We start from the raw sequence: 19,772 nt of genomic DNA, 5'->3' as shown, positions 1-19,772 counted from the left end.
CTAAAAGCCTAGTTACTCCCACTTATGTTCCGCCGCTCCGGTGAAAAACAATCGCTCAACGCTGCCATCTACACCAACCGTCTCAACCGCCCCACGAATTGCAGTGAAGTAGCTTCCAGCGAACCGCATTTCACGCATGGGTTTTCCTTCCAACTTTATAGCGTAGGGCCAAGGCCGATGCTCGCTTTTGGGATCGGGAGGCATGTATTCCATCACACCACGGATGTCTGGCCCGCCATCCATGGACAAAACTATTTTGGAACCACAGATATCATTGGGAAATTCATCCCCCTGAAACGCGCCAGGGGTTTTGACAGAGAACGTCATTTCCTTCACACGACCATCTCTACGGTAATGCGCGATATAAGTAGTTCCGGTGACCTCCCCCAATTTGAACTGATGCTTCTCCGGAAGCGGAGGACCGTCCCCACACGTCGGCTCGCTTTGAAACTGAGGGTATCGAAAGTCCTGCGCAAAAAGTTGTGAACACGGCGCTAAAACCATGAACAAAGCAGATGTAATAAAGTAATTTTTCATAATAGTTCATCAATACCATTTGGTCGCTGGCTTTGACACATGCAAAGCCAGCCCTCCTAAACATTCATAAAAACCATGCGTAATCCGACAATATCACGTCGCAGACAGCCATTGCACCGGCCAGCCAATCCCCTACTACTTTAACGTGAATACAACTGCTTCGGTGCCAAAATGTCCGACAAAGACCCTCTCGTAATCTTCACCCCATCCGGCAAGCGCGGGCATTTCCCTGCGGGCACGCCTGTGCTGACAGCTGCAAGGCAATTGGGCGTGGATCTTGATAGCGTGTGCGGCGGGCGCGGGATTTGCTCGAAATGTCAGATCACCCCGTCCTTTGGGGAGTTCCCTAAGCATGGTGTGACCGTTAAAGACGACGCGCTTAGCGAGTGGAACAGCGTTGAGCAACGCTACGACGACAAGCGTGGCCTCACGAAAGGTCGCCGTCTTGGGTGCCAAGCGCAAGTTCAAGGCGACATCGTCATCGACGTGCCCGAAAGCAGCCAAGTCCACCGCCAAGTGGTTCGAAAACGGGCCGAGGCGCGGGACATCACCCTAAACCCCTCCACCAAGCTCTATTATGTCGAGGTGGAGCAACCCGACATGCACGAGCCTTCGGGCGATCTAGAGCGATTGATCAAAGCGCTTCGCAAAGAATGGGACCTACCCGCACTTGAGGCCGATTTAGGCTTGCTGAAAACCCTGCAACCTATTCTGCGCAAAGGCGAATGGAAGGTAACTTGTGCCGTGCACATGGGCGATGAGATGTTCGGCCCTCGCATCATGCACATCTGGCCGGGCTTCTATGAGGGTACAGTTTATGGGCTTGCCGTCGATCTGGGCTCGACCACCATCGCGGGGCACCTGTGTGACCTGACGACCGGCGAAGTTGTAGCCTCATCAGGCATCATGAACCCGCAAATCCGTTTCGGCGAGGATTTGATGAGCCGCGTCAGCTACTCGATGATGAACACGGGCGGCGCCGATGAAATGACCCAAGCCGTTCGTGAAGGCATGAACGCGCTGTTTGTGCAAATCGCCTCCGAGGCGGAGATTGACCGCAACCTGATCGTCGATGCGGTCTTCGTGTGTAACCCTGTGATGCACCACTTGTTCCTTGGCATTGATCCCTTCGAGTTGGGCCAAGCCCCCTTTGCGTTGGCCACATCCGAGGCCTTGTCCTTGCGCGCCATAGAGTTGGACCTAAACCTGCACCCCGCCGCGCGCGTCTATCTGCTGCCTTGCATCGCGGGCCACGTGGGCGCTGATGCGGCCGCCGTGGCGTTGTCCGAGGCCCCCGATAAGTCCGACGATCTCGTTTTGGTCGTCGATGTGGGCACCAATGCGGAAATCTTGCTGGGCAACAAGGACAAGGTGCTTGCCTGTTCCTCCCCAACAGGCCCAGCATTTGAAGGTGCTCAGATCAGTTCCGGCCAACGTGCGGCCCCTGGTGCGATTGAGCGCGTGGAAATTGATCCGGTCACCAAAGAGCCGCGCTTTCGCGTGATTGGCTCCGACGTTTGGTCGGATGAGGAAGGTTTTGACGCGGTCATCGCCAGCACTGGCATCACGGGCATCTGTGGCTCCGGCATTATCGAGATGGTGGCTGAGATGCGCATGGCGGGCATTGTCGATGGTCCCGGCCTCATTGGATCACCTGAACAAACCGGCACAAGTCGTTGTTTTATTGACGGAAGAACCTACAGCTATTTGATCTATGAGGATGGCGAGCGCCAAATCACAGTCACTAACCGCGACATTCGCGAAATCCAGATGGCCAAGGCTGCGCTCTATTCGGGGGCGCGTTTGTTGATGGACAAATTTGAGGTCGATAACGTCGACCACGTGGTACTTGCGGGCGCGTTTGGGGCACATATCTCCCCCAAACACGCGATGGTGCTGGGCATGATCCCTGATGCGCCACTTGATAAGGTCACCTCGGCAGGCAACGCGGCTGGCACGGGCGCGCGTATAGCACTTCTCAACACCAAGGCTCGCCGTGAAATCGAGCAGACCGTGCACAACATCCTTAAGATCGAAACCGCCATTGAGCCGCGTTTTCAGGAGCATTTCGTCAATGCCTCCAACATCCCCAACGCAGTGGAGCCGTTCCCGATCCTGTCCACAATCGTCACACTACCCGATGTGAACTTCAACACGGGTGGTGGCGACAAAGAAGGTGGCCGTCGCAGGCGCAGGCGCTCTTGACGCCGCGCTGTGGCTCACTTAATTCAAACCTATCAGCGGGTATGGTGAAAAGGTATCACGGCAGCTTCCCAAGCTTTAGTTACGAGTTCGATTCTCGTTACCCGCTCCAAAAATTCTTATGACTGACCTTACCCATCTCACCCCGCTCGACGCCAACGCCCTGCGAACGCTGGGCATCCCCGAGCCGTGGCCAATTGGCTTTGCCGACCGTGTGCGTTTCACCGAGTTGGACCCATTGGGGCATGTGAACAACGCCGCTTATCTGGGGTGGTTCGAGAACTTCCGCCTGCAATATATGAAGACTTATGGCGTGCCTCTCACGGGCCGCGACGCCCTTATGGTGGTGTTGCGCCAAGTGCAGGTGGACTATCTTGCCGAGATGAAGCTGGACGATGATTACGTCGTCACAGGGCGCACTACGCGGCTTCGCAATTCCAGCTTTCAGATGGAATATGCCGTGTGGTCAGGTGGCGCTTTGCGCACGACGTCCAACGCGGTTTTGGTGATGGTGAACGAGGATGGGAAATACCCCATCCCCGCCAATCTACGCGAGATTTTCAAAGATCGTGATGGCGCGACCGACGCTTAACTGCGCAAGTAATCCAGCAACATGCGGGTCGAGCTGTCTTTGCCCTCTTCTGACGCTTCGCCACGCAGCACTGGCGTCAAGGCATTCGCCAGCTCTTTGCCAAGCTCCACACCCCATTGGTCGTAGGAGTTGATGCCCAGCATCACGCCTTCCACAAACACGCGGTGCTCATAGAGGGCGATGATCTGGCCCAAAACGAACGGTGTCAGCTTCGGGTACACAAGCGTGGTGGACGGGCGGTCGCCTGGGAACACGCGGTGGCGGGCTTGGCGGTCCAATTCGGCGCCGGTTAGCCCGCGCTTCGCCATGATGCCCGTGGCCTCCTCTAAGGATCGGCCGACCATGAGCGCCTCGGATTGCGCCAAGCAGTTTGCAACCAGCAACTCGTGCTGATGCGCCAAGTCTTCCTCATGGCCGCTTTTCGCCACCATAAATTCGCATGGGATCACCCGCGTGCCTTGGTGGATCAGCTGGTAGAACGCATGTTGACCATTGGTGCCCGGCTCGCCCCAAACTACGGGGCCTGAGTTGACCTCTAGCGAGGAGCCATCCATCGCAACCGACTTGCCGTTGCTCTCCATTTCCAACTGCTGAAAATACGCGGGCAAGCGTGTCAGACGCTGGTCATATGGCAGCACGGCGCGGGTTGAATGGCCACAACCTTGGTTGTTCCAAACACCAGTAAGCGCCAGCCAGATCGGCAGGTTTTCATCCAATGGCGCGTCGCGGAAGTGGCAATCCATATCATATGCGCCGCGCAAAAACGCGTCGAAGTCATCCGCCCCAACGGCGATCATGATCGACAGGCCAATCGGCCCCCAAAGGGAATACCGCCCGCCGACCCAATCCTCAAAGCCAAACACGCTTGAGGGCGCGATACCGAACTCTGCGGTCTTTTCCTCAGCAGTCGACAGCGCTGCAAATTGCGCGCCTGTGTCTTTGACCACCTCACCCATCCACGCCTGCGCGGTGCGCGCGTTGGTCATGGTCTCAATGGTGGTGAAGGTCTTGGAGGCCACAATGACCAGCGTTGTCGCTGGGTCAAGCCCGTGCAGCGTGTCCGCAATGTCCGCGCCATCGACGTTGGAGACGAAATGGACCCGTGGTCCGTCGCAATATGGGGCCAAGGCCAGCACAGCCATTGCGGGCCCAAGGTCAGAGCCGCCGATGCCAATGTTGACCACATCCGTGATCTGGCCGCCCTGCCCTTTGATCACACCCGACCGCACGGCAGTCGCAAACTCGGCCATACGGCCACGGGTTTCGCGCACGCCTGCCATGACGCCTTCGCCATCAACCTCGATGTCGTCGTCGCCCATGTTGCGCAGCGCCGTGTGGAGCACCGCGCGGTCTTCGGTCTCGTTGATCTTCACGCCCGAAAACATGTCCGCACGCCGCGCCTCGACACCAGCGTTCGCAGCCATTGCCAAAAGCAACGCGCGGTCATCGGCACCGATATGGGTCTTGGAGAAATCTAATAACATATCCCCGTGACGGACCGAGTAGTCCTGCGCACGGGTATCATTTTGCGAAAACAGCGTGGCGAGGGTCGCTCGGTTGTCGGCGCGGTTCTTTAGGTCAGTCCAGTTCATCACGGGGCCCAGTGTACTGTTGCGTTAGGAAGAACGGTTCGGATCGGGGCGTCTAGGCGCGTGGCATCAGTCGCTCGATTTAACGCTTCGCGTTTTTCGGCTCCGGTGATCAAAACATGTGCATTCATGGCCTCAGCCAAAACGCGACCCGTCAAAGTGACCCGTGGCTCTAGCCCGTCGGAGGCCTCGACCAGCATTAAATCAGCAGCGTCGGGCGCCAAGGCGGCCTCTAAATCAGGCGAGCCGGGGAACAAGGAGGCCGTGTGCATATCAGCCCCCATACCAACGACCAAAACCGAGATTGGCAGATAGGCCGAGATATCAGGCAGTTGATCCCCATCCGGCCTGATCGACACATAATTCGCGGCCTCCGCCCGAGAGGTCAGCATACGCGCGCGGATCATCCGCTCGTTGGAGCGCTCATGGTCCGCAGGCACGCGCCGCTCGTCACCGACCAGAATATCGACGCGCGACCAGTCAATATCAGCTGCACAAAGCGCGTCAAAAACCGGTCCGGGGGTGGAGCCGCCAGGCACCACGAAACTGGCCCGATCATGGGTCATCAATGTTTCAGCCAGCTCCCCCGCCAAATGGTTGGCAAGGTCGATCATCATCAGGTCACGGTCTGGGTATTCAACGAATTCCATTACTTTATCTCCCGCCAGCGTCGCCCGTCGCGGTGCAACAACATCAACGCATCCTCCGGCCCGCTTGTCCCCGGCTCGTATTGCGCCGGTTTATCGCCGCGGTCCTTCCAGCCGTTGATGATCGGGTCGGTCCATGCCCATGCTGCCTCAACTTCATCACCGCGCATGAACAATGTTTGGTTGCCACGGATCACGTCCATAATCAGCCGCTCATAGGCGTCAGGTACATCCGCCCCCTCCGGCCCCAAGGCATCGGCAAATGTCATATCAAGCGGGACATCAACCAAGCGCATGCCGCCTGGGCCAGGCTCCTTAATGGTGACGCGCAGGTCCATACCCTCATCTGGTTGCAGGCGAATGGCCAAGACATTGGCCTTGCTGCCCGCGTCTTCACCAAAGATCGAGTGTGGCACTTCCTTGAAGTGGACAACAATTTCGGACATGCGCCCTTTCAGACGCTTCCCTGTGCGCAGGTAGAACGGTGTCCCTTTCCAGCGCCAATTCGAGATATCGACCTTCATCGCAATGTAGCTTTCGGTCTTGCTATCCGGGTTCTCGGAATGGGTGATGTAGCTGTCTTGATCCTTATCCGCCTCGTATTGTCCCCGCACGATATTCTCGGAAGTTACGGCATCCAAGGCACGGATAACTTTCAACTTTTCGTCACGAACAGCATCTGGCTCAAACTCTGATGGCGGCTCCATTGCGGTCAGGCACAGCAATTGCATCAGGTGGTTTTGGATCATATCGCGCATCGCGCCAGATTTGTCGTAGTAGCCCCCGCGCCCGCCGACACCGACCGTTTCAGCCACAGTGATTTGGACGTGATCGATGTACTGCGCGTTCCACAGTGGCTCAAACAGCATGTTGGCGAAACGAACCGCCATAAGGTTTTGCACCGTTTCCTTGCCGAGATAGTGGTCGATGCGGTAAATCTGGTGCTCGTCAAAGCTGGCAGCCAAAACGGCGTTCAGAGCTTTGGCACTTTCCAGATCGCGGCCAAACGGCTTTTCCACCACGATACGGCTGTCGTCTTTGGCAATGTCGTGCTTGTGCAGGCGCGTTGCCAAATCACCAAACAGGCTTGGACCAACCGAGAAGTAGAAGGCCTGAACCCTGTCTTTGCGAACCAGTTTCGACAGTGTATCCCACCCACCTTCGCCTTTGGCGTCGATCGGGGTGTAGTGCAATTGCGCAAGGAAGGCTTCAATCACCTTGGGTTTGCGCTTTTCCTTCGCGACGAACTCGTTGATCGCATCTCGGATCATGGCGCGGAAGCCCTCGTCGTCCAAATCACTGCGAGCCGCACCGATGATGCGTGCATCCTCAGGCATCTGCCCAGACAGGAATCGCCGATATAACCCCGGCAAAATTTTGCGACGGGCCAAATCGCCTGTCCCGCCAAAAATCACAAGATCAAAGCTCTCGACTGGAATGACGCGTGAGACCATTGGGCTACCCTTACTCTATGGATTAAGATCGCCGCACTGTTAGCGCTAACGAGCTATCTATTCTAGTGCATTCTGCACGAAATGATCCTAACACTCCCACCACCGGTCACAAGCTTGTCAGATGATACACAGAGTACTTTCTCTTCACATCTCGACGCGTTAGCCATCGGTAGACATAAAACGGAGCAGGCCGAATGAAAGACCAAGTCGATTCAATACAATTGGCCAATGCTGGTAAATTCACAAATCCCCTCGTCACCGCAAAGGGTGAAACTCGGGCTTCTGTAGCACTTACCAATCCGCAAACGCTTTGGTTCAACACCGGAACCCTTTGTAACATTGCCTGCGAAAACTGCTATATCCTGTCATCGCCGAAGAATGACGCACTAGTCTATATCACCACGGCTGAGGTCGAAGACTACTTGGACCAGCTGGATACGCGCAAATGGGGCGTAAACGAGATCGCCTTCACTGGTGGCGAGCCGTTTATGAACCCTGACATGTGCGACATGGCCCGTGCATCCTTGGATCGTGGCTATGACGTGTTGATCTTGACGAACGCAATGCGCCCGATGATGCGCAAATCCGTCCGTGTAGAGCTGAGCAAGCTTATCGCGGAATTTGGCGACAAACTGACCTTCCGCATCTCGCTAGATCACTGGTCCCCCGAAGTTCATGATAAAGAGCGTGGCAAAGACGCGTTTGCGCGCACCATCGAGGGCATGGAATGGCTACGCGACGAAGGTGCACGCATGGCTGTTGCTGGGCGCTCCATCTGGGCCGAAAGCGACGCCCAAGCCCGCGAGGGATATGCGGAAATATTCGCGAAAAATAACTTCAATATCGATGCTCAAGACCCTGGGATAACAGTACTTTTCCCTGAAATGGATGAAACGGTTGAAGTGCCGGAAATCACGTCCGAGTGTTGGAGCATCCTCGACAAGTCGCCTGACGCCATCATGTGCTCCTCCTCACGCATGGTCGTCAAACGTAAGGGCGCGGAAAAGCCTGCCGTTTTGGCGTGTACTTTGCTGGCCTACAGCCCAGAATTTGAACTTGGCGAAACCTTGGAGGAGGCTGAGCGCGATGTGCAGCTCAACCACCCCCATTGCGCCAAATTCTGCGTTCTTGGCGGCGCGAGTTGCTCCGCTTAACGCTCCAATTCCGCGTCCCAATACAAGAAGTCGATCCAGCTGTCATGGAGGTGGTTCGGCGGGAACTTTCGCCCTGCATTCATCAATTGCCCCACGCTTGGCTGCCCCGGTGGCTTGCGAAGCGACATGCCCGATTTGTGCAGCCACTGCGACCCTTTACGCAGGTTGCAGGGCGAGCAAGCCGCGACCACATTTTCCCACGACGTTACTCCACCATGAGCCCGCGGGACCACGTGATCAAACGTCAATTCGCCCCGTGCCCCGCAATATTGGCAACAAAATTCATCGCGTAGAAATAAGTTAAACCGCGTGAAAGCCACCTTCTTTTGCGGCTTCACATAGTCCTTCAGCACCACCACGCTGGGGATACGGATTTCCATCGTAGGGGATCGCACCACCTGCTCGTATTCGCTCAGAATCGTCACACGATCCAAGAACGCGGCCTTCACGGCCTCCTGCCACGTCCAAAGTGAAAGCGGCAGATAAGATAAAGGGCGGTAATCCGCGTTGAGTACAAGTGCCGGATTATGTTTCAAACTGCCCGGTTCTCGGACAAAATCGTGTCTAAAGTCGCCGTCCATAGAGAAGAAGTCTCCTGCTCTGTCGTGCCTGTTAGAACACCAGAGCGGGGAGCCCCGCCCCAGTCCCTTAAAACTATATATCGTTATTTTAACCTGACAACCCCGCTACATAACGGAATGTGGTGCAATTTTAGGCAGCTCCTCGATTGAGGCGTGACACATCACCTCGTTGTTACAGATCCACCTGCGATGTAGCTTCCAGTCATCACACTGAAAGGCGCTTACAATGCCCGACACGGCAGCCCACCCCCTCCCCGCTGACGCCTTACTTCAGCGCTATGCAACTAAGGCAGGAAACTACACCGATTGTTTTTGCTGCCACATGGATGGCATCGTCACCCTGCCTCAATTTGTGACCGCGTTCTATACAGCGCCTCTGTTTCGCAGCGAGCGGGTTATCCTGCGATTTGCTGTGAACCGTCCATCCACCGACGAGGACGCTGTTGATGTTGCCCATGGGGCGACAACTCGGTTTTCAGCTTGGGACGTCGAAGACCGCACCGAAACCCAACTGCTGATGTGCGACTTGGCATCAAAAACGCGATCATGGTTCATGACCCGCCCCCATGAGGGCGGCACACATTTGTTTTTCGGCTCCGCAGTCACCCCAAACCAAGAAAGTGAAACCGTAGGCCTATTCATCAAGGCCACAACGTGGCTGCATGTTGCGTATTCCCACGCCCTGTTAAAGGGCGCGGCAAAACGGCTTAGCCGAGGTCCAACCCAAGCTGCTGCCCGATAAAGGAAAGTGCGACGCCTAGGCCATCTGGCGCGATGCCGTGGCCAGTCCCCTTCATGACATGCCCGAACACTGGGAAGCCCGCTTCTTGCAGCGCGTCACCCGCCTCCGGCATGGACACCGGCGGCACGACATCGTCTTGGTCCCCGTGGATCAACACGACGGGCGGCTTTGATATGGCTTCATCCGCCAGCAACTCAGGGCGCAACAAACGGCCAGAGAACGCAACGATGCCCGCGAACTGATCCGCACGGCGCGGCGCGATATGCAGCGCCATCATCGTGCCTTGCGAGAAACCGACGAGGATTGTCTCCGCCTCGGACAGCCCCTCTTCCTCCATTGTCGCGTCGATATAGGCGTTCAAGTCGTCCACCGCTTGCATCATGCCACGCTCGGATTCTTCCTCCGAGGAGCCATCGATCCAAGGGATCGGGAACCACTGGAAGCCCGCAGGATTGCCGATGCACACTTCCGGCGCATTGGGGGCCGCGAATACGGTGTCAGGCAAATGCTCGGACAATGGGTCCGCAAGGCCCAACAAGTCAGCGCCATCCGCACCGTAGCCGTGCAAGAAAATCACCAACGAGCTGTCTTCGCCCGATTTCGATGCCTTGCGGCTGCTTTCCAAAATCCGTGTCATGTGATCCCCTCTCGGTCTTTTGCAACTCGGTAATAGGCCCACAAGATGCGGGCTGCAACGCTTTGCCACGGGGACCAGTCCAACGCCATCTGACGCATCTGCTTTTCCTTCGGGCGCTCAGGCAGCTCAAACAGGATGCGCGCGGCTTCCTGTAACGCCAAATCCCCCGATGCAAACACATCCGCATGCCCCAACGAGAACATCGCGTAGATCTCGGCCGTCCACGACCCGATCCCGGATACGGCGGTGAGGGTTTTGACGACCTCTGCCGTGCTTTGGCCGCGCAATCCATTGAAATCAATGCCTGAATTGGCCAAGGCATGGGCGTATTTTATCTTTTGACGGGACAATCCGCACGCGCGCAAGTCGTCTTCGCTGGCCGCCGCGACGCTGGCCTCGTCGATCAATCCCGCATCCTGCAAGCGCCCGTTGATCGCTGCAGCAGAAGCGATGGAGACCTGCTGCCCCATGATCGCCGACAACAACTGCGAAAACCCTTCCGGCTTCAACCGCAGTGGAAGTGGCCCGACCTCAGACAAGGCCTGTGCAAACAGCGGCTCTTTCTCGGCCAACCACGCGGCCCCTTCGGCCACGCAGTCGTCACCCTTAATAATGCGCATCTAGCCACTCCAATGCTGCGTCGACAGTGGCCACTTGCGGCCCGTCAGGGGGCGCTGTTCGGTTGATCATCAGCACAGGCATCCCCATCCGCCGCGCCGCGTCCAGTTTCGAGCGTGACATCGCCCCACCCGCATTTTTGACAACCAACCAGTCGATTTTCAGGTCTGTGAACAGCCCCACCTCATCCTCCACCGAGAAAGGCGGGCGGCCGACACGGAACTCCCCATTTTCAAAGGGGAACGGCCCTTCCGGCGGGTCAATCTGGCGGCAAATCAGATAGCAGGAGGCAAGACCAGAGAACTGCTTTAGCGTTTGACGCCCCGTGGCAAGAAACACCCGTGATCCGTTTGGAATAACGTCGCCGGCCTGTTGCGGGTGGTCAATGAAGCGCCAATTGTCACCCGCCTCCGGCGCCCAAGGGCCGCGACGCACCTGCAGGCTCTGCACCCCAAGGTCGCCGCAAACCCGCGCCGTGCGCTTGGTAATATTCGTCGCGAATGGATGCGTGGCGTCAATTACCAGATCAACCGGATTGTTCGCCAGCCAGTCACGAAACCCCTGCTCGCCGCCAAAACCGCCCACGCGGGTCTCGCAACCCAAATCTCGCGGGGCGCGTGTTGCGCCCGCAAGCGAGGCCACGACATGGTGCCCCCGCGCCACAAGCGCCCGCGACAAATCACGTGCTTCGCTGGTGCCCGCCAACAGCAGTATCTTCATAGCCCAGCCTTCGCGAGCAAATTGCCCGCGCGGTCAATCACTACGATGCTAGGCTCCACCGGCGCATCCTTCAGGATAAGTTTCACCTGCGCCAAGGCTTCATCCGCGACGCGCAACGCCAATTCGGGTGCAATCGTGACCGCCTCCAGCGCCGTATTTACACCTGAGATATCGACGTCAACCCACTCATTCAGCAAGGAAAAGTCAACTTGAGACCGTTTGGAGTGCAAATCCCGCGCCCCTTGGGCCAATTTGCTGATCTTGCCAATGCCGCCGCCGATGGTCACATGCTCAACCGGATGGCGCGCCAAGTATTTCAGCAAGCCGCCCGCAAAGTCCCCCATATCAAGCATCGCTTGCTCCGGTAGGCCCAGCAGCTCCTGCACAACCTTCTCGGAGGTCGCGCCTGTGCAGCCTGCGACGTGACGCAGCCCTTCGGCGCGCGCGACATCAACACCGCGATGAATAGACGCGATCCAAGCCGCGCAAGAGAACGGGCGCACCACGCCCGTGGTTCCAAGGATCGACAGGCCGCTCTTGATCCCCAGCCGCGGGTTCCACGTTTTCTTGGCGATTTCCGCGCCATTAGGGACAGATATCGTGATCTCCACATCTGGATTTTGGCCAAACTCCACGGCCATCTCCGCCACGACCTCATCCATCATCGCGCGTGGCACGGGGTTGATCGCAGGCTCACCGACCCCAATTGGCAACCCTGCTTTGGTCACCGTCCCCACACCTTCGCCCGCGCGGAACACCACCCCACCATCGGAGGCGCACACTCGCGCCTTGATAAGCGCGCCATGGGTGACGTCAGGGTCGTCGCCCGCGTCCTTCTCGATGCCCACCTCAGCCCAACCGTCGCCCTGCGCCATGTGGGCCAAGGCAAACAACGGCGTCTCGCCTTTGGGCAGGGTGATTGTGACGTCGTTGGGCACGCGCCCCCCCCACAAAATCTGCAACCCCGCCTTGACGGCGGCGGTGGCGCAGGCGCCCGTGGTCCAGCCTCGGCGCAATTGTGGAGCGATCTCATTCGTCATGACCGCGACCTTAACGCCGCGCCACCGCGCCGCCAATGGCCATTGCGGGGTCGCTCTTTCGCTTTTGCATCGGCGGCTTACAGGTCATAATGAGCCTATGAACGACTCAATGCCCCTTCCCGACAGCCAATGGCCGGTTCTTGAACCTGGCTGGGTTTGGCTTTGCGGCGCAGGCCCCGGTGATCCGGGACTGCTGACCCTACATGCGCTGAACGCTTTGCGGCAGGCGGATGTGGTGATTTATGACGCCTTGGTGCAAGAGGCCATTTTGGATTGGGCCCCGCAGGCCGAACATATCTACGCGGGCAAACGCGGTGGCAAACCATCCGCAAAGCAACGCGACATCTCGCTGCGACTGGTCGAGCTGGCCAAGGAGGGCAAACGCGTGCTGCGCCTCAAAGGGGGCGACCCGTTCGTCTTCGGGCGTGGCGGCGAGGAGGGGCAAACCCTTGTGCAGCACGGCATCCCCATCCGCATTATTCCCGGTATTAGCGCCGGCATTGGCGGCTTGGCCTACGCGGGCATCCCCGTCACCCACCGCGACGTGAACCAATCCGTTACCTTCGTCACGGGCCATGACCAATCCGGCGCCGCCACAGGTAGCCTTGACTGGGCCTCAATCGCCAAGGGTTCGCAAGTGTTGGTGATCTACATGGGGATGAAGCACATCGCCCACATCACCGCGCAACTGATCGAGGCTGGACGCCCTACCTCAGAGCCTGTGGCGATTGTCACCAGCGCCACCACCCCAAACCAACAAGTCCTAGAGACAACCTTGGGCACATGCGTAGCCGACGCGCAGGCGGCCAACATGCAGCCCCCCGCGATTATTTGCGTCGGGCATGCGGTCTCCATGCGCCAAGTGCTTGACTGGCAATCACAAATTGGCGGCACCCAGCCGCGCAACCTTGACCCACTTGGGCGGGGTCGCCCCGCTGAGAGCGCATGAAACCCGGTCATGGGCTGCTCATCGCGGCACCTGCGTCCGGCACTGGCAAAACCACCGTCACATTAGGATTGCTGCGCGCGCTCTCACGGCGTGGTAAGGTCCAAGGGGCCAAATCCGGCCCCGACTACATTGACCCGCGCTTTCATGAGGCCGCTTGTGGCACCCCCTGCCCCAACCTCGATGCTTGGGCCATGTCACCCAGCCGAATCCGCACATTGGCCACCCGAAGCGACGACTTCCTAGTTGTTGAGGGCGCCATGGGCCTCTTTGATGGTGCCATGCCCGATGGCAAGGGATCCGCGGCAGATGTCGCGCAAATCTTAGGCATTCCTGTGGTTCTGGTCATCGACGGCTCTGGCATGGGGCAAAGTGCGGCCGCCATTGCGCAAGGCTTTGCCATGCACCGCGCGGGCCTTCATGTGGCGGGCGTCATTCTAAACAAGGTTGCCAGCCCCCGACATGAGGCGATGTTGCGGCGTCATTTTCCTGACGACATTCCGGTGCTTGGCGCTGTGCCACGATGCAGCGATCTGGCACACCCCTCGCGTCATTTGGGCTTGGTGCAAGCCGCCGAGCGGCCCGACCTTGTTTGGTGGCTGGACCAAGTCGCGGATATGATTGAGGCGCATGTTGATCTTGATGCCCTGCCTTCGGCTCCAATTACCCGCGCAAGTGCACCTCAACCGTTTAGGTCTCATTATAGCCGCATCGCGGTGGCCCAAGATCAGGCCTTTGCCTTTGCCTATCCGCATCTCCTTGAGGACTGGCGGGCTGGTGGGGCCCAAATCAAAACCTTCTCTCCACTAAACGACGACCCCGTCCCCGAGAGCGATTTAATCTTCCTTCCAGGAGGCTACCCAGAGCTTCACGCGGCCCAATTGGCTAGCAATTCGATCTTCCTAGACAGTTTGAGAAAAGCGTCACAATGCTCTGATATATATGGAGAATGTGGCGGGTACATGATGTTGGGAGAAAGCCTAATAGACGCCGATGGCACCACACATAAAATGGCGGAATTGTTGGAGTTGCAGACTAGCTTCGCGCACCGAAAACTGCATCTGGGTTATCGAAACCTCACCGCACAGGATGGACCATTCAAGGGGCATTTGAAAGGCCACGAGTTTCACTACGCCACCACGATAAAGGCCGAAGGGCTGCCGCTGTTTCATGCCAGTGATGCCGAAGGGACGTCGCTGCCCGCGATGGGACTACGCCAAGGGCGCGTCTGCGGCTCTTTCGCGCATGTCATTGATCGTCTGGACACATCCCGCGACAAGGCTTAGCCATTACGTATGAGTGATGCAGCAACAATAGCCCCCGCCAAATCCGATCCCCGCACCTGCCGCAACGTCGCGGTGCTGGTCGCAGCCCAAGCGATCTTAGGCAGTCAGATGCCAATGCTCTTTGTGGTGGGCGGATTGGTTGGCAATGCCCTGACGCCCAACCCCTACCTTGCCACGCTACCGATCTCTCTGATCGTGTTCGGCTCCATGACCACAGCCCTGTGGATCAGCCCCTTGATGCAGCGCCGAGGCCGCCAAACCGGCTTCATCATCGGAGCGCTCGCGGGTGCAACGGGCGCATTAGTTGCGGGTATTGGCCTCTATCTGGGTTCGTTCCTGCTGCTGCTTTTGGGCAGCTACATCAGCGGCATCTACATGTCCGCCCAAGGCTTTTACCGTTTCGCGGCGGCCGACGGAGCCTCGGACCAATTCCGCGCCAAGGCGATTTCCTACGTTATGGCGGGCGGGCTCATGTCGGCCATCATCGGCCCGCAGCTCAACAAATTCATGTTCGACTTTAGCGTCATCCCCTTCTTGGGCAGCTACGTGGCGATTGTGGTCTTGAACCTTGCAGGCCTTTTCTTGTTCTTCTTGCTCGATCTGCCCAATGCTGCAGCCATGGCCGCCGCCAGATCAGATGCGCCTGTGCGGAGCAAAATGCAGCTGCTAAAAACCCCTCGCGTGGCCGTGGCAGTGATTTGTGGCATGGTGTCTTATGCGCTCATGAACTTGGTGATGACCTCCACCCCCTTGGCCGTCATGGGCTGCGGGTTCTCGTCTGATGATGCCAACGACATTGTGTCGGCCCACGTACTCGCCATGTTCATCCCCTCGTTCTTCACAGGCCATTTGATCAATCGTTTCGGCGTAGAGAAGATCGTGGCCGCGGGGCTCGTCATCCTTGGCCTGGCTGGGGTTGTCGCGCTAACTGGAGTGACGCTCGAGAACTTCTTTATCGCCTTGATCCTTCTGGGCTTTGGTTGGAATTTCGGCTTCATCGGTGCGACGACGATGTTGGCATCCTCCCACACCACGGCGGAGCGTGGGGTCGTGCAAGGCATGAACGACTCGATCGTGTTTGGCTGCGTCACACTGGCGTCACTGGCGTCTGGCGGGTTGATTAATTCCGGCGCGGACGCCGCTCAGGGTTGGAGCTCCGTGAACATCGCGATGATCCCATTCCTAACCTTGGCAGGTGCGGCATTGATCTGGCTGGCGCTACGCCCCAAGGACGCCGCCCCTAGCTAAGCAGCAAACGCCAACGCTTGCCGAACTCGCTAAGCCCCAAAGCCCCCTCGGCCACGCGGGTTGGGTTGGCTATGGCTTGCTTGAGCACACCGCGTGCCTGCCAGCCTTCTCGCAAAACAGGTGCCGCTTGGGGACCAAGCTCGCGCTTCAACGCGCCAAGGCTGGGCATGCTCTGCAACACCTGATAGCACAGGGCCGCGATACCTTCGGGGCGACCATCCACCAGAGGGTGTTTGCCACGGGCCTCCAGCTCAGGGGCTGCTTGCAAGAAGCGCGCAAGGCCAACTCCGCGCCCGTATAGGACCACATTAGGCAGCACCTCCATTGGGGCACCCAACGCCGTGGCCCCTGCACCCATCAAGCACCCTGTGGTTTGGTCAAGGTAGCTCAGCAGGTCCAATTCATCCTCAAAGGCGTCAGGGTAGATGTCCCAACGTCTGGCCGACACCAAACTGTCCAAGCGCCGCGCCTCGTCGGTACCAATCGCCACGCTCAAGGCTGTCGTCACCTCATGCGCGCGCACCGGTTTGCCGTCTGCAATTTCCTCTAACGCGTCCCGCCACCATTGAAGGCGCATCTCGGCGATCATCGGCTCCTTGGTGACCCAAGGGGCGCGGCTGACTTCCACGTTCATCGCGTATAGCGGCCAAAGCACGCGTTGTGCGGCCTCTGGTGCCAGCTCTGCTGCCGCAAAGCGGTCTGGATCAGCGCGCTCGACTAGGGCGCGGCAGGCCTCAAGAGACATTCGCACCCTCTTGCACCAGCTTCCAGTTGACCGCGTCAATCAATGCCTCGAAGGAGGCATCAACGATGTTTGGAGATACGCCAACCGTTGACCAGCGGCGGCCTTTGTCGTCTGCACTGTCGATAATGACCCGCGTGACGGCTTCGGTGCCGCCTTGGGTTATGCGCACCTTGAAGTCGATCAGCCGCATGTCGTCGATCAATGACGAGTACGGGCCAAGGTCCTTCGCCAAGGCCTTCGACAGGGCGTTCACAGGCCCGCGATCCGATCCCGTCTCATCCATGCTTTCGGACACGGACAGCATCTTTTCCTTGCCGACTTTTACGACCACAACGGCCTCCGACAGGCTAATCATCTTGTCATATTTGTTTTTGCGACGCTCCACCGTGACCTTGTAGCGTTTCACCTCGAAGAAGTTTGGCAACAGGCCCAACTCGCCCCGCGCCAACAGCTCAAAGGACGCTTGTGCCGTGTCATAGGAGTACCCTGCATCTTCACGCTGCTTGATCACATCAAGAATACGCGGCAAGGCGCTAGCATCAAAGTCTTCTACCCCCATCTCAGTCAAGCGCTTGCGCAGATTTGACTGCCCTGCTTGATTGCTCATCGGGATGATGCGCGCGTTGCCCACACTGGCAGGGTCGATGTGCTCATATGTGGTCGGGTCTTTCAGGATCGCCGAGGCATGCAACCCAGCTTTATGTGCGAACGCTGAGCCACCGACATAAGGCGCGTGCTTGTTGGGCACACGGTTCAAAATGTCGTCTAGCTTCCGCGAGGCAAGTGTCAAAAGAGGCAAATTCTCTTCCTTCACGCCAATCTCATAGCGTGATTTGTAAGGCTCCTTGAGCAGCAAGGTTGGGATGATCGACGTCAGGTTTGCGTTGCCACAACGCTCCCCCAACCCGTTCAACGTGCCTTGGATATGGCGCACGCCCGCATCCACCGCCGCCAGCGATGCAGCCACCGCATTTCCGGTGTCGTCATGGGTGTGGATACCAAGGCGCGCCCCGGGGATGCCGCTCTCAATGACTTTCCCAACGATTTCAGCCATCTCTGCCGGCAATGTGCCGCCATTGGTGTCACACAAAACAATCAACGCGCCCGCGTCATAGGCCGCATGAATGCATGACAGCGCATAGTCAGGGTTGGATTTGAAACCGTCGAAGAAATGCTCGGCATCAAACAAAGTCTCGCGGCCTTGAGCTGCAAGGTGCTGAAAGCTCTTGGCGATGTTTTCCAAGTTCTCGTCAAGCGTGATGCCAAGCGCCGTTGTGACGTGGAATTCATGGGTCTTGCCCACCAAGCAGACCGCTGGCGTCCCCGCATTCATAACCGCCGCCAACACATCGTCATTCTCGGCCGAGCGCCCCGCCCGTTTGGTCATCCCAAAGGCCGTCATCGTGGCTTTTGTTTTGGGAGCATTGGCGAAAAACTCGCTGTCCGTGGGGTTCGCTCCGGGCCAGCCGCCTTCAATGTAGTCGATACCCAAGCCGTCGAGCATTTGGGCGACTTCGAGCTTCTCTGGCGTAGAGAACTGCACGCCTTGTGTTTGCTGGCCATCACGCAATGTGGTGTCGAAAAGTGTTAGGCGTTCACGCGTCATGACAGCCCCTCCAGCTTGGACGCATCAAAACTAGGACCTGCGTCCAGCTCGACGCCCTCTTTGCTCATGCGGACTTCGACGCCAGCCTCAGCCAGGGCGGCCTTCATTGCGTCCACCTGCGAGAAATCCTTCGATTCCATTGCGGCCACCCTAGTGCTATGAAGTTGCGCTGCGAGTTCGGATAGATCAACGCCAGCCTCCGCCTTTAACTCGAAGCCAAGCATTTGGAGAGACCCTGCAAGGGTTTCACGCTCATTGGCGCTCGCAAGCTCATGCAAACGCGAAATGGCCCCCGACGTGTTCAGGTCGTCAGACAAGAACTCGATGAACTTCGCGTCCGCCTGCCCCGCTGACACACCGTCGACGAGTTGCGCCCATTTGCGAAGCGTCTTCTCCGCCTCGTCGCGCTTCTTCTCGGTCCAGTCCATTGGCTTGCGGTAATGCGTGCTCAACATCACAAAGCGGATCACCTCGCCCGCAATACCTTGGTCCAACAGGTCGCGCACGGTGAAGAAGTTGCCCAAGGACTTGGACATCTTCTTGCCCTCCACCTGCAACATCTCGTTGTGCATCCAGACGTTGGCGAAGTCGTGGCCGCAGCATTTACTTTGCGCAATCTCGTTTTCGTGGTGCGGGAAGGTCAGGTCGTTGCCCCCGCCGTGGATGTCAAATGTACCGCCCAGCAGGTCAAAGGCCATAGCCGAGCATTCAATGTGCCATCCCGGGCGCCCGCGCCCCCAAGGGCTGTCCCATCCCGGCAAATCATCCGAGGACGGCTTCCACATCACGAAATCCATTGGATCGTCTTTATAAGGAGCAACCTCCACGCGCGCGCCCGCGATCATATCGTCGACCGAGCGCCCAGACAGGGTGCCGTAATCGCTGTAGCTGCGCACCTTGAAAAGCACATGTCCCTCCGCCGCATAGGCATGGCCCTTGGCGATCAAATCCTCGATCATCGCGATCATCTGGTCGATGTAATTCGTGGCCCGTGGCGCGTCCGTGGGCTCCAGCGCGCCCAGGGCGCCCATGTCGTCCAAGAACCAGCCGATGGTTTCTTCGGTGATGTCGGAAATGGCGCGGCCGGTCTCAGCTGCACGCGCGTTGATCTTATCGTCCACATCCGTGAAATTACGCACATATTTGACATGGTCCGCGCCGAATTCATGGCGCAGCAAGCGGTAAAGCGTGTCAAACACCACCACGGCGCGTGCGTTGCCCATATGCGCGCGATCGTAGACGGTTGGGCCGCAGACATACATGCTCGCCCTATCAGCTTCGATCGGCGTGAAGACCTCCTTAGAGCGGGTCTTGGTGTTATATAGCTTGATCGTCATGGTGGCCTCGCGCGCAGGTGTTGCGGCGGGTTTAGCGAAACTGACCTAAGATGGAAAACAGAAACGACCCGCCTGAGAATTCTCAGATGGT

19 protein-coding genes and 1 tRNA gene are annotated in these 19,772 nt (G+C 58.1%); 8 read left to right on the top strand and 12 right to left on the bottom strand.

Annotated elements, in window-relative coordinates:
• Nucleotides 1-12: 12 nt before the first annotated feature.
• A complete protein-coding gene (locus ABJN86_RS01515) occupies nt 13-327 on the bottom strand; it encodes a hypothetical protein (protein ID WP_348364555.1) in 315 nt (104 codons plus the stop codon).
• Between the two features lie 381 nt (nt 328-708).
• On the opposite strand from ABJN86_RS01515, the gene ABJN86_RS01510 reads away from it, so the two are divergent.
• From ABJN86_RS01510 to ABJN86_RS01500, 3 genes are all read left to right on the top strand, one after another.
• Entirely contained in the window at nt 709-2,742 is a 2,034-nt protein-coding gene (locus tag ABJN86_RS01510) for an ASKHA domain-containing protein (protein ID WP_348364557.1), read from the top strand.
• A gap of 35 nt (nt 2,743-2,777) precedes the next feature.
• Nucleotides 2,778-2,851, top strand: a tRNA-Gly gene (locus tag ABJN86_RS01505).
• A 9-nt stretch (nt 2,852-2,860) separates the two neighbouring features.
• A complete protein-coding gene (locus ABJN86_RS01500) occupies nt 2,861-3,331 on the top strand; it encodes a thioesterase family protein (protein WP_348364558.1) in 471 nt (156 codons plus the stop codon).
• Here the strand turns inward: ABJN86_RS01500 and pgi are convergent.
• Genes pgi through zwf form a run of 3 tightly spaced genes read right to left on the bottom strand, consistent with a single transcriptional unit; the run spans nt 3,328 to nt 7,021 of the window.
• Complete coding sequence (gene pgi / locus ABJN86_RS01495; RefSeq protein ID WP_348364559.1) at nt 3,328-4,923, bottom strand: glucose-6-phosphate isomerase; 1,596 nt, start codon at nt 4,921-4,923, stop codon at nt 3,328-3,330. The genes ABJN86_RS01500 and pgi overlap by 4 nt on opposite strands.
• Nucleotides 4,923-5,570, bottom strand: coding sequence for a 6-phosphogluconolactonase (gene pgl, locus ABJN86_RS01490; protein WP_348364561.1), 648 nt, complete (start codon nt 5,568-5,570; stop codon nt 4,923-4,925). Before pgl ends, pgi begins: the two co-directional genes overlap by 1 nt.
• Nucleotides 5,570-7,021, bottom strand: a complete 1,452-nt coding sequence (gene zwf, locus ABJN86_RS01485; protein WP_348364562.1) for a glucose-6-phosphate dehydrogenase — start codon at nt 7,019-7,021, stop codon at nt 5,570-5,572. The genes pgl and zwf overlap by 1 nt, the downstream gene beginning before the upstream one ends.
• Before the next feature lie 194 nt (nt 7,022-7,215).
• Between zwf and ABJN86_RS01480 the strand changes: the two genes are divergently transcribed.
• Complete coding sequence (locus ABJN86_RS01480; RefSeq protein ID WP_348364564.1) at nt 7,216-8,175, top strand: radical SAM protein; 960 nt, start codon at nt 7,216-7,218, stop codon at nt 8,173-8,175.
• Here ABJN86_RS01480 and ABJN86_RS01475 read toward each other — a convergent pair.
• Nucleotides 8,172-8,756 carry an HNH endonuclease gene (locus ABJN86_RS01475; RefSeq protein ID WP_348364565.1) on the bottom strand — a complete coding sequence of 195 codons (585 nt, stop codon included), beginning with the start codon at nt 8,754-8,756 and terminating at the stop codon, nt 8,172-8,174. The genes ABJN86_RS01480 and ABJN86_RS01475 overlap by 4 nt on opposite strands.
• Before the next feature lie 226 nt (nt 8,757-8,982).
• Here ABJN86_RS01475 and ABJN86_RS01470 point away from each other — a divergent pair, with 226 nt between their 5' ends.
• Nucleotides 8,983-9,498, top strand: coding sequence for a hypothetical protein (locus ABJN86_RS01470; RefSeq protein ID WP_348364566.1), 516 nt, complete (start codon nt 8,983-8,985; stop codon nt 9,496-9,498).
• Here ABJN86_RS01470 and ABJN86_RS01465 read toward each other — a convergent pair.
• Genes ABJN86_RS01465 through ABJN86_RS01450 form a run of 4 tightly spaced genes read right to left on the bottom strand, consistent with a single transcriptional unit; the run spans nt 9,464 to nt 12,513 of the window.
• Nucleotides 9,464-10,135 (bottom strand): alpha/beta fold hydrolase, encoded by a 672-nt coding sequence (locus tag ABJN86_RS01465; RefSeq protein ID WP_348364568.1) that lies wholly within the window; start codon nt 10,133-10,135, stop codon nt 9,464-9,466. The two genes, ABJN86_RS01470 and ABJN86_RS01465, sit on opposite strands and share 35 nt — an antisense overlap.
• Nucleotides 10,132-10,755, bottom strand: a complete 624-nt coding sequence (locus tag ABJN86_RS01460; protein ID WP_348364569.1) for a DNA-3-methyladenine glycosylase 2 family protein — start codon at nt 10,753-10,755, stop codon at nt 10,132-10,134. The genes ABJN86_RS01465 and ABJN86_RS01460 overlap by 4 nt, the downstream gene beginning before the upstream one ends.
• Nucleotides 10,742-11,473, bottom strand: coding sequence for a cobalt-precorrin-6A reductase (locus tag ABJN86_RS01455; RefSeq protein ID WP_348364571.1), 732 nt, complete (start codon nt 11,471-11,473; stop codon nt 10,742-10,744). Before ABJN86_RS01455 ends, ABJN86_RS01460 begins: the two co-directional genes overlap by 14 nt.
• Nucleotides 11,470-12,513 (bottom strand): cobalt-precorrin-5B (C(1))-methyltransferase, encoded by a 1,044-nt coding sequence (locus tag ABJN86_RS01450; RefSeq protein WP_348364572.1) that lies wholly within the window; start codon nt 12,511-12,513, stop codon nt 11,470-11,472. The genes ABJN86_RS01455 and ABJN86_RS01450 overlap by 4 nt, the downstream gene beginning before the upstream one ends.
• A 97-nt stretch (nt 12,514-12,610) precedes the next feature.
• Here ABJN86_RS01450 and cobA point away from each other — a divergent pair, with 97 nt between their 5' ends.
• Genes cobA through ABJN86_RS01435 form a run of 3 tightly spaced genes read left to right on the top strand, consistent with a single transcriptional unit; the run spans nt 12,611 to nt 15,993 of the window.
• Nucleotides 12,611-13,462: a uroporphyrinogen-III C-methyltransferase gene (gene cobA / locus ABJN86_RS01445; RefSeq protein WP_348364687.1), complete on the top strand. Its 852-nt coding sequence runs from the start codon at nt 12,611-12,613 to the stop codon at nt 13,460-13,462.
• On the top strand, nt 13,459-14,745 hold the full coding sequence (locus ABJN86_RS01440) for a cobyrinate a,c-diamide synthase (protein WP_348364573.1): 1,287 nt from the start codon (nt 13,459-13,461) through the stop codon (nt 14,743-14,745). Before cobA ends, ABJN86_RS01440 begins: the two co-directional genes overlap by 4 nt.
• 9 nt (nt 14,746-14,754) lie before the next feature.
• Complete coding sequence (locus tag ABJN86_RS01435; protein ID WP_348364575.1) at nt 14,755-15,993, top strand: MFS transporter; 1,239 nt, start codon at nt 14,755-14,757, stop codon at nt 15,991-15,993.
• On the opposite strand, the gene ABJN86_RS01430 is transcribed toward ABJN86_RS01435, so the two are convergent.
• The 3 genes from ABJN86_RS01430 to cysS are packed head-to-tail and all read right to left on the bottom strand — an operon-like array spanning nt 15,986 to nt 19,681.
• Complete coding sequence (locus ABJN86_RS01430) at nt 15,986-16,738, bottom strand: squalene/phytoene synthase family protein (RefSeq protein WP_348364576.1); 753 nt, start codon at nt 16,736-16,738, stop codon at nt 15,986-15,988. The two genes, ABJN86_RS01435 and ABJN86_RS01430, sit on opposite strands and share 8 nt — an antisense overlap.
• Entirely contained in the window at nt 16,728-18,344 is a 1,617-nt protein-coding gene (cimA, locus tag ABJN86_RS01425; protein ID WP_348364578.1) for a citramalate synthase, read from the bottom strand. Before cimA ends, ABJN86_RS01430 begins: the two co-directional genes overlap by 11 nt.
• Nucleotides 18,341-19,681 (bottom strand): cysteine--tRNA ligase, encoded by a 1,341-nt coding sequence (cysS, locus tag ABJN86_RS01420; RefSeq protein WP_348364579.1) that lies wholly within the window; start codon nt 19,679-19,681, stop codon nt 18,341-18,343. Before cysS ends, cimA begins: the two co-directional genes overlap by 4 nt.
• Between the last annotated feature and the right edge of the window lie 91 nt (nt 19,682-19,772).

Source organism: Litoreibacter sp. (assembly GCF_039974535.1).
GTDB lineage: Bacteria > Pseudomonadota > Alphaproteobacteria > Rhodobacterales > Rhodobacteraceae > Litoreibacter.
Note: the sequence above shows the minus strand (reverse complement) of the source record. Positions and strands in the feature narration are given on the sequence as shown.

Excerpts from the sequence above, each read along its gene's own strand:
- ABJN86_RS01515 (WP_348364555.1), bottom strand. The coding sequence starts at position 327 with ATGACGTTCTCTGTCAAAACCCCTGGCGCGTTTCAGGGGGATGAATTT.
- ABJN86_RS01510 (WP_348364557.1), top strand. The coding sequence starts at position 709 with ATGTCCGACAAAGACCCTCTCGTAATCTTCACCCCATCCGGCAAGCGC.
- ABJN86_RS01500 (WP_348364558.1), top strand. The coding sequence starts at position 2,861 with ATGACTGACCTTACCCATCTCACCCCGCTCGACGCCAACGCCCTGCGA.
- pgi (WP_348364559.1), bottom strand. The coding sequence starts at position 4,923 with ATGAACTGGACTGACCTAAAGAACCGCGCCGACAACCGAGCGACCCTC.
- pgl (WP_348364561.1), bottom strand. The coding sequence starts at position 5,570 with ATGGAATTCGTTGAATACCCAGACCGTGACCTGATGATGATCGACCTT.
- zwf (WP_348364562.1), bottom strand. The coding sequence starts at position 7,021 with ATGGTCTCACGCGTCATTCCAGTCGAGAGCTTTGATCTTGTGATTTTT.
- ABJN86_RS01480 (WP_348364564.1), top strand. The coding sequence starts at position 7,216 with ATGAAAGACCAAGTCGATTCAATACAATTGGCCAATGCTGGTAAATTC.
- ABJN86_RS01475 (WP_348364565.1), bottom strand. The coding sequence starts at position 8,756 with ATGGACGGCGACTTTAGACACGATTTTGTCCGAGAACCGGGCAGTTTG.
- ABJN86_RS01470 (WP_348364566.1), top strand. The coding sequence starts at position 8,983 with ATGCCCGACACGGCAGCCCACCCCCTCCCCGCTGACGCCTTACTTCAG.
- ABJN86_RS01465 (WP_348364568.1), bottom strand. The coding sequence starts at position 10,135 with ATGACACGGATTTTGGAAAGCAGCCGCAAGGCATCGAAATCGGGCGAA.
- ABJN86_RS01460 (WP_348364569.1), bottom strand. The coding sequence starts at position 10,755 with ATGCGCATTATTAAGGGTGACGACTGCGTGGCCGAAGGGGCCGCGTGG.
- ABJN86_RS01455 (WP_348364571.1), bottom strand. The coding sequence starts at position 11,473 with ATGAAGATACTGCTGTTGGCGGGCACCAGCGAAGCACGTGATTTGTCG.
- ABJN86_RS01450 (WP_348364572.1), bottom strand. The coding sequence starts at position 12,513 with ATGACGAATGAGATCGCTCCACAATTGCGCCGAGGCTGGACCACGGGC.
- cobA (WP_348364687.1), top strand. The coding sequence starts at position 12,611 with ATGAACGACTCAATGCCCCTTCCCGACAGCCAATGGCCGGTTCTTGAA.
- ABJN86_RS01440 (WP_348364573.1), top strand. The coding sequence starts at position 13,459 with ATGAAACCCGGTCATGGGCTGCTCATCGCGGCACCTGCGTCCGGCACT.
- ABJN86_RS01435 (WP_348364575.1), top strand. The coding sequence starts at position 14,755 with ATGAGTGATGCAGCAACAATAGCCCCCGCCAAATCCGATCCCCGCACC.
- ABJN86_RS01430 (WP_348364576.1), bottom strand. The coding sequence starts at position 16,738 with ATGTCTCTTGAGGCCTGCCGCGCCCTAGTCGAGCGCGCTGATCCAGAC.
- cimA (WP_348364578.1), bottom strand. The coding sequence starts at position 18,344 with ATGACGCGTGAACGCCTAACACTTTTCGACACCACATTGCGTGATGGC.
- cysS (WP_348364579.1), bottom strand. The coding sequence starts at position 19,681 with ATGACGATCAAGCTATATAACACCAAGACCCGCTCTAAGGAGGTCTTC.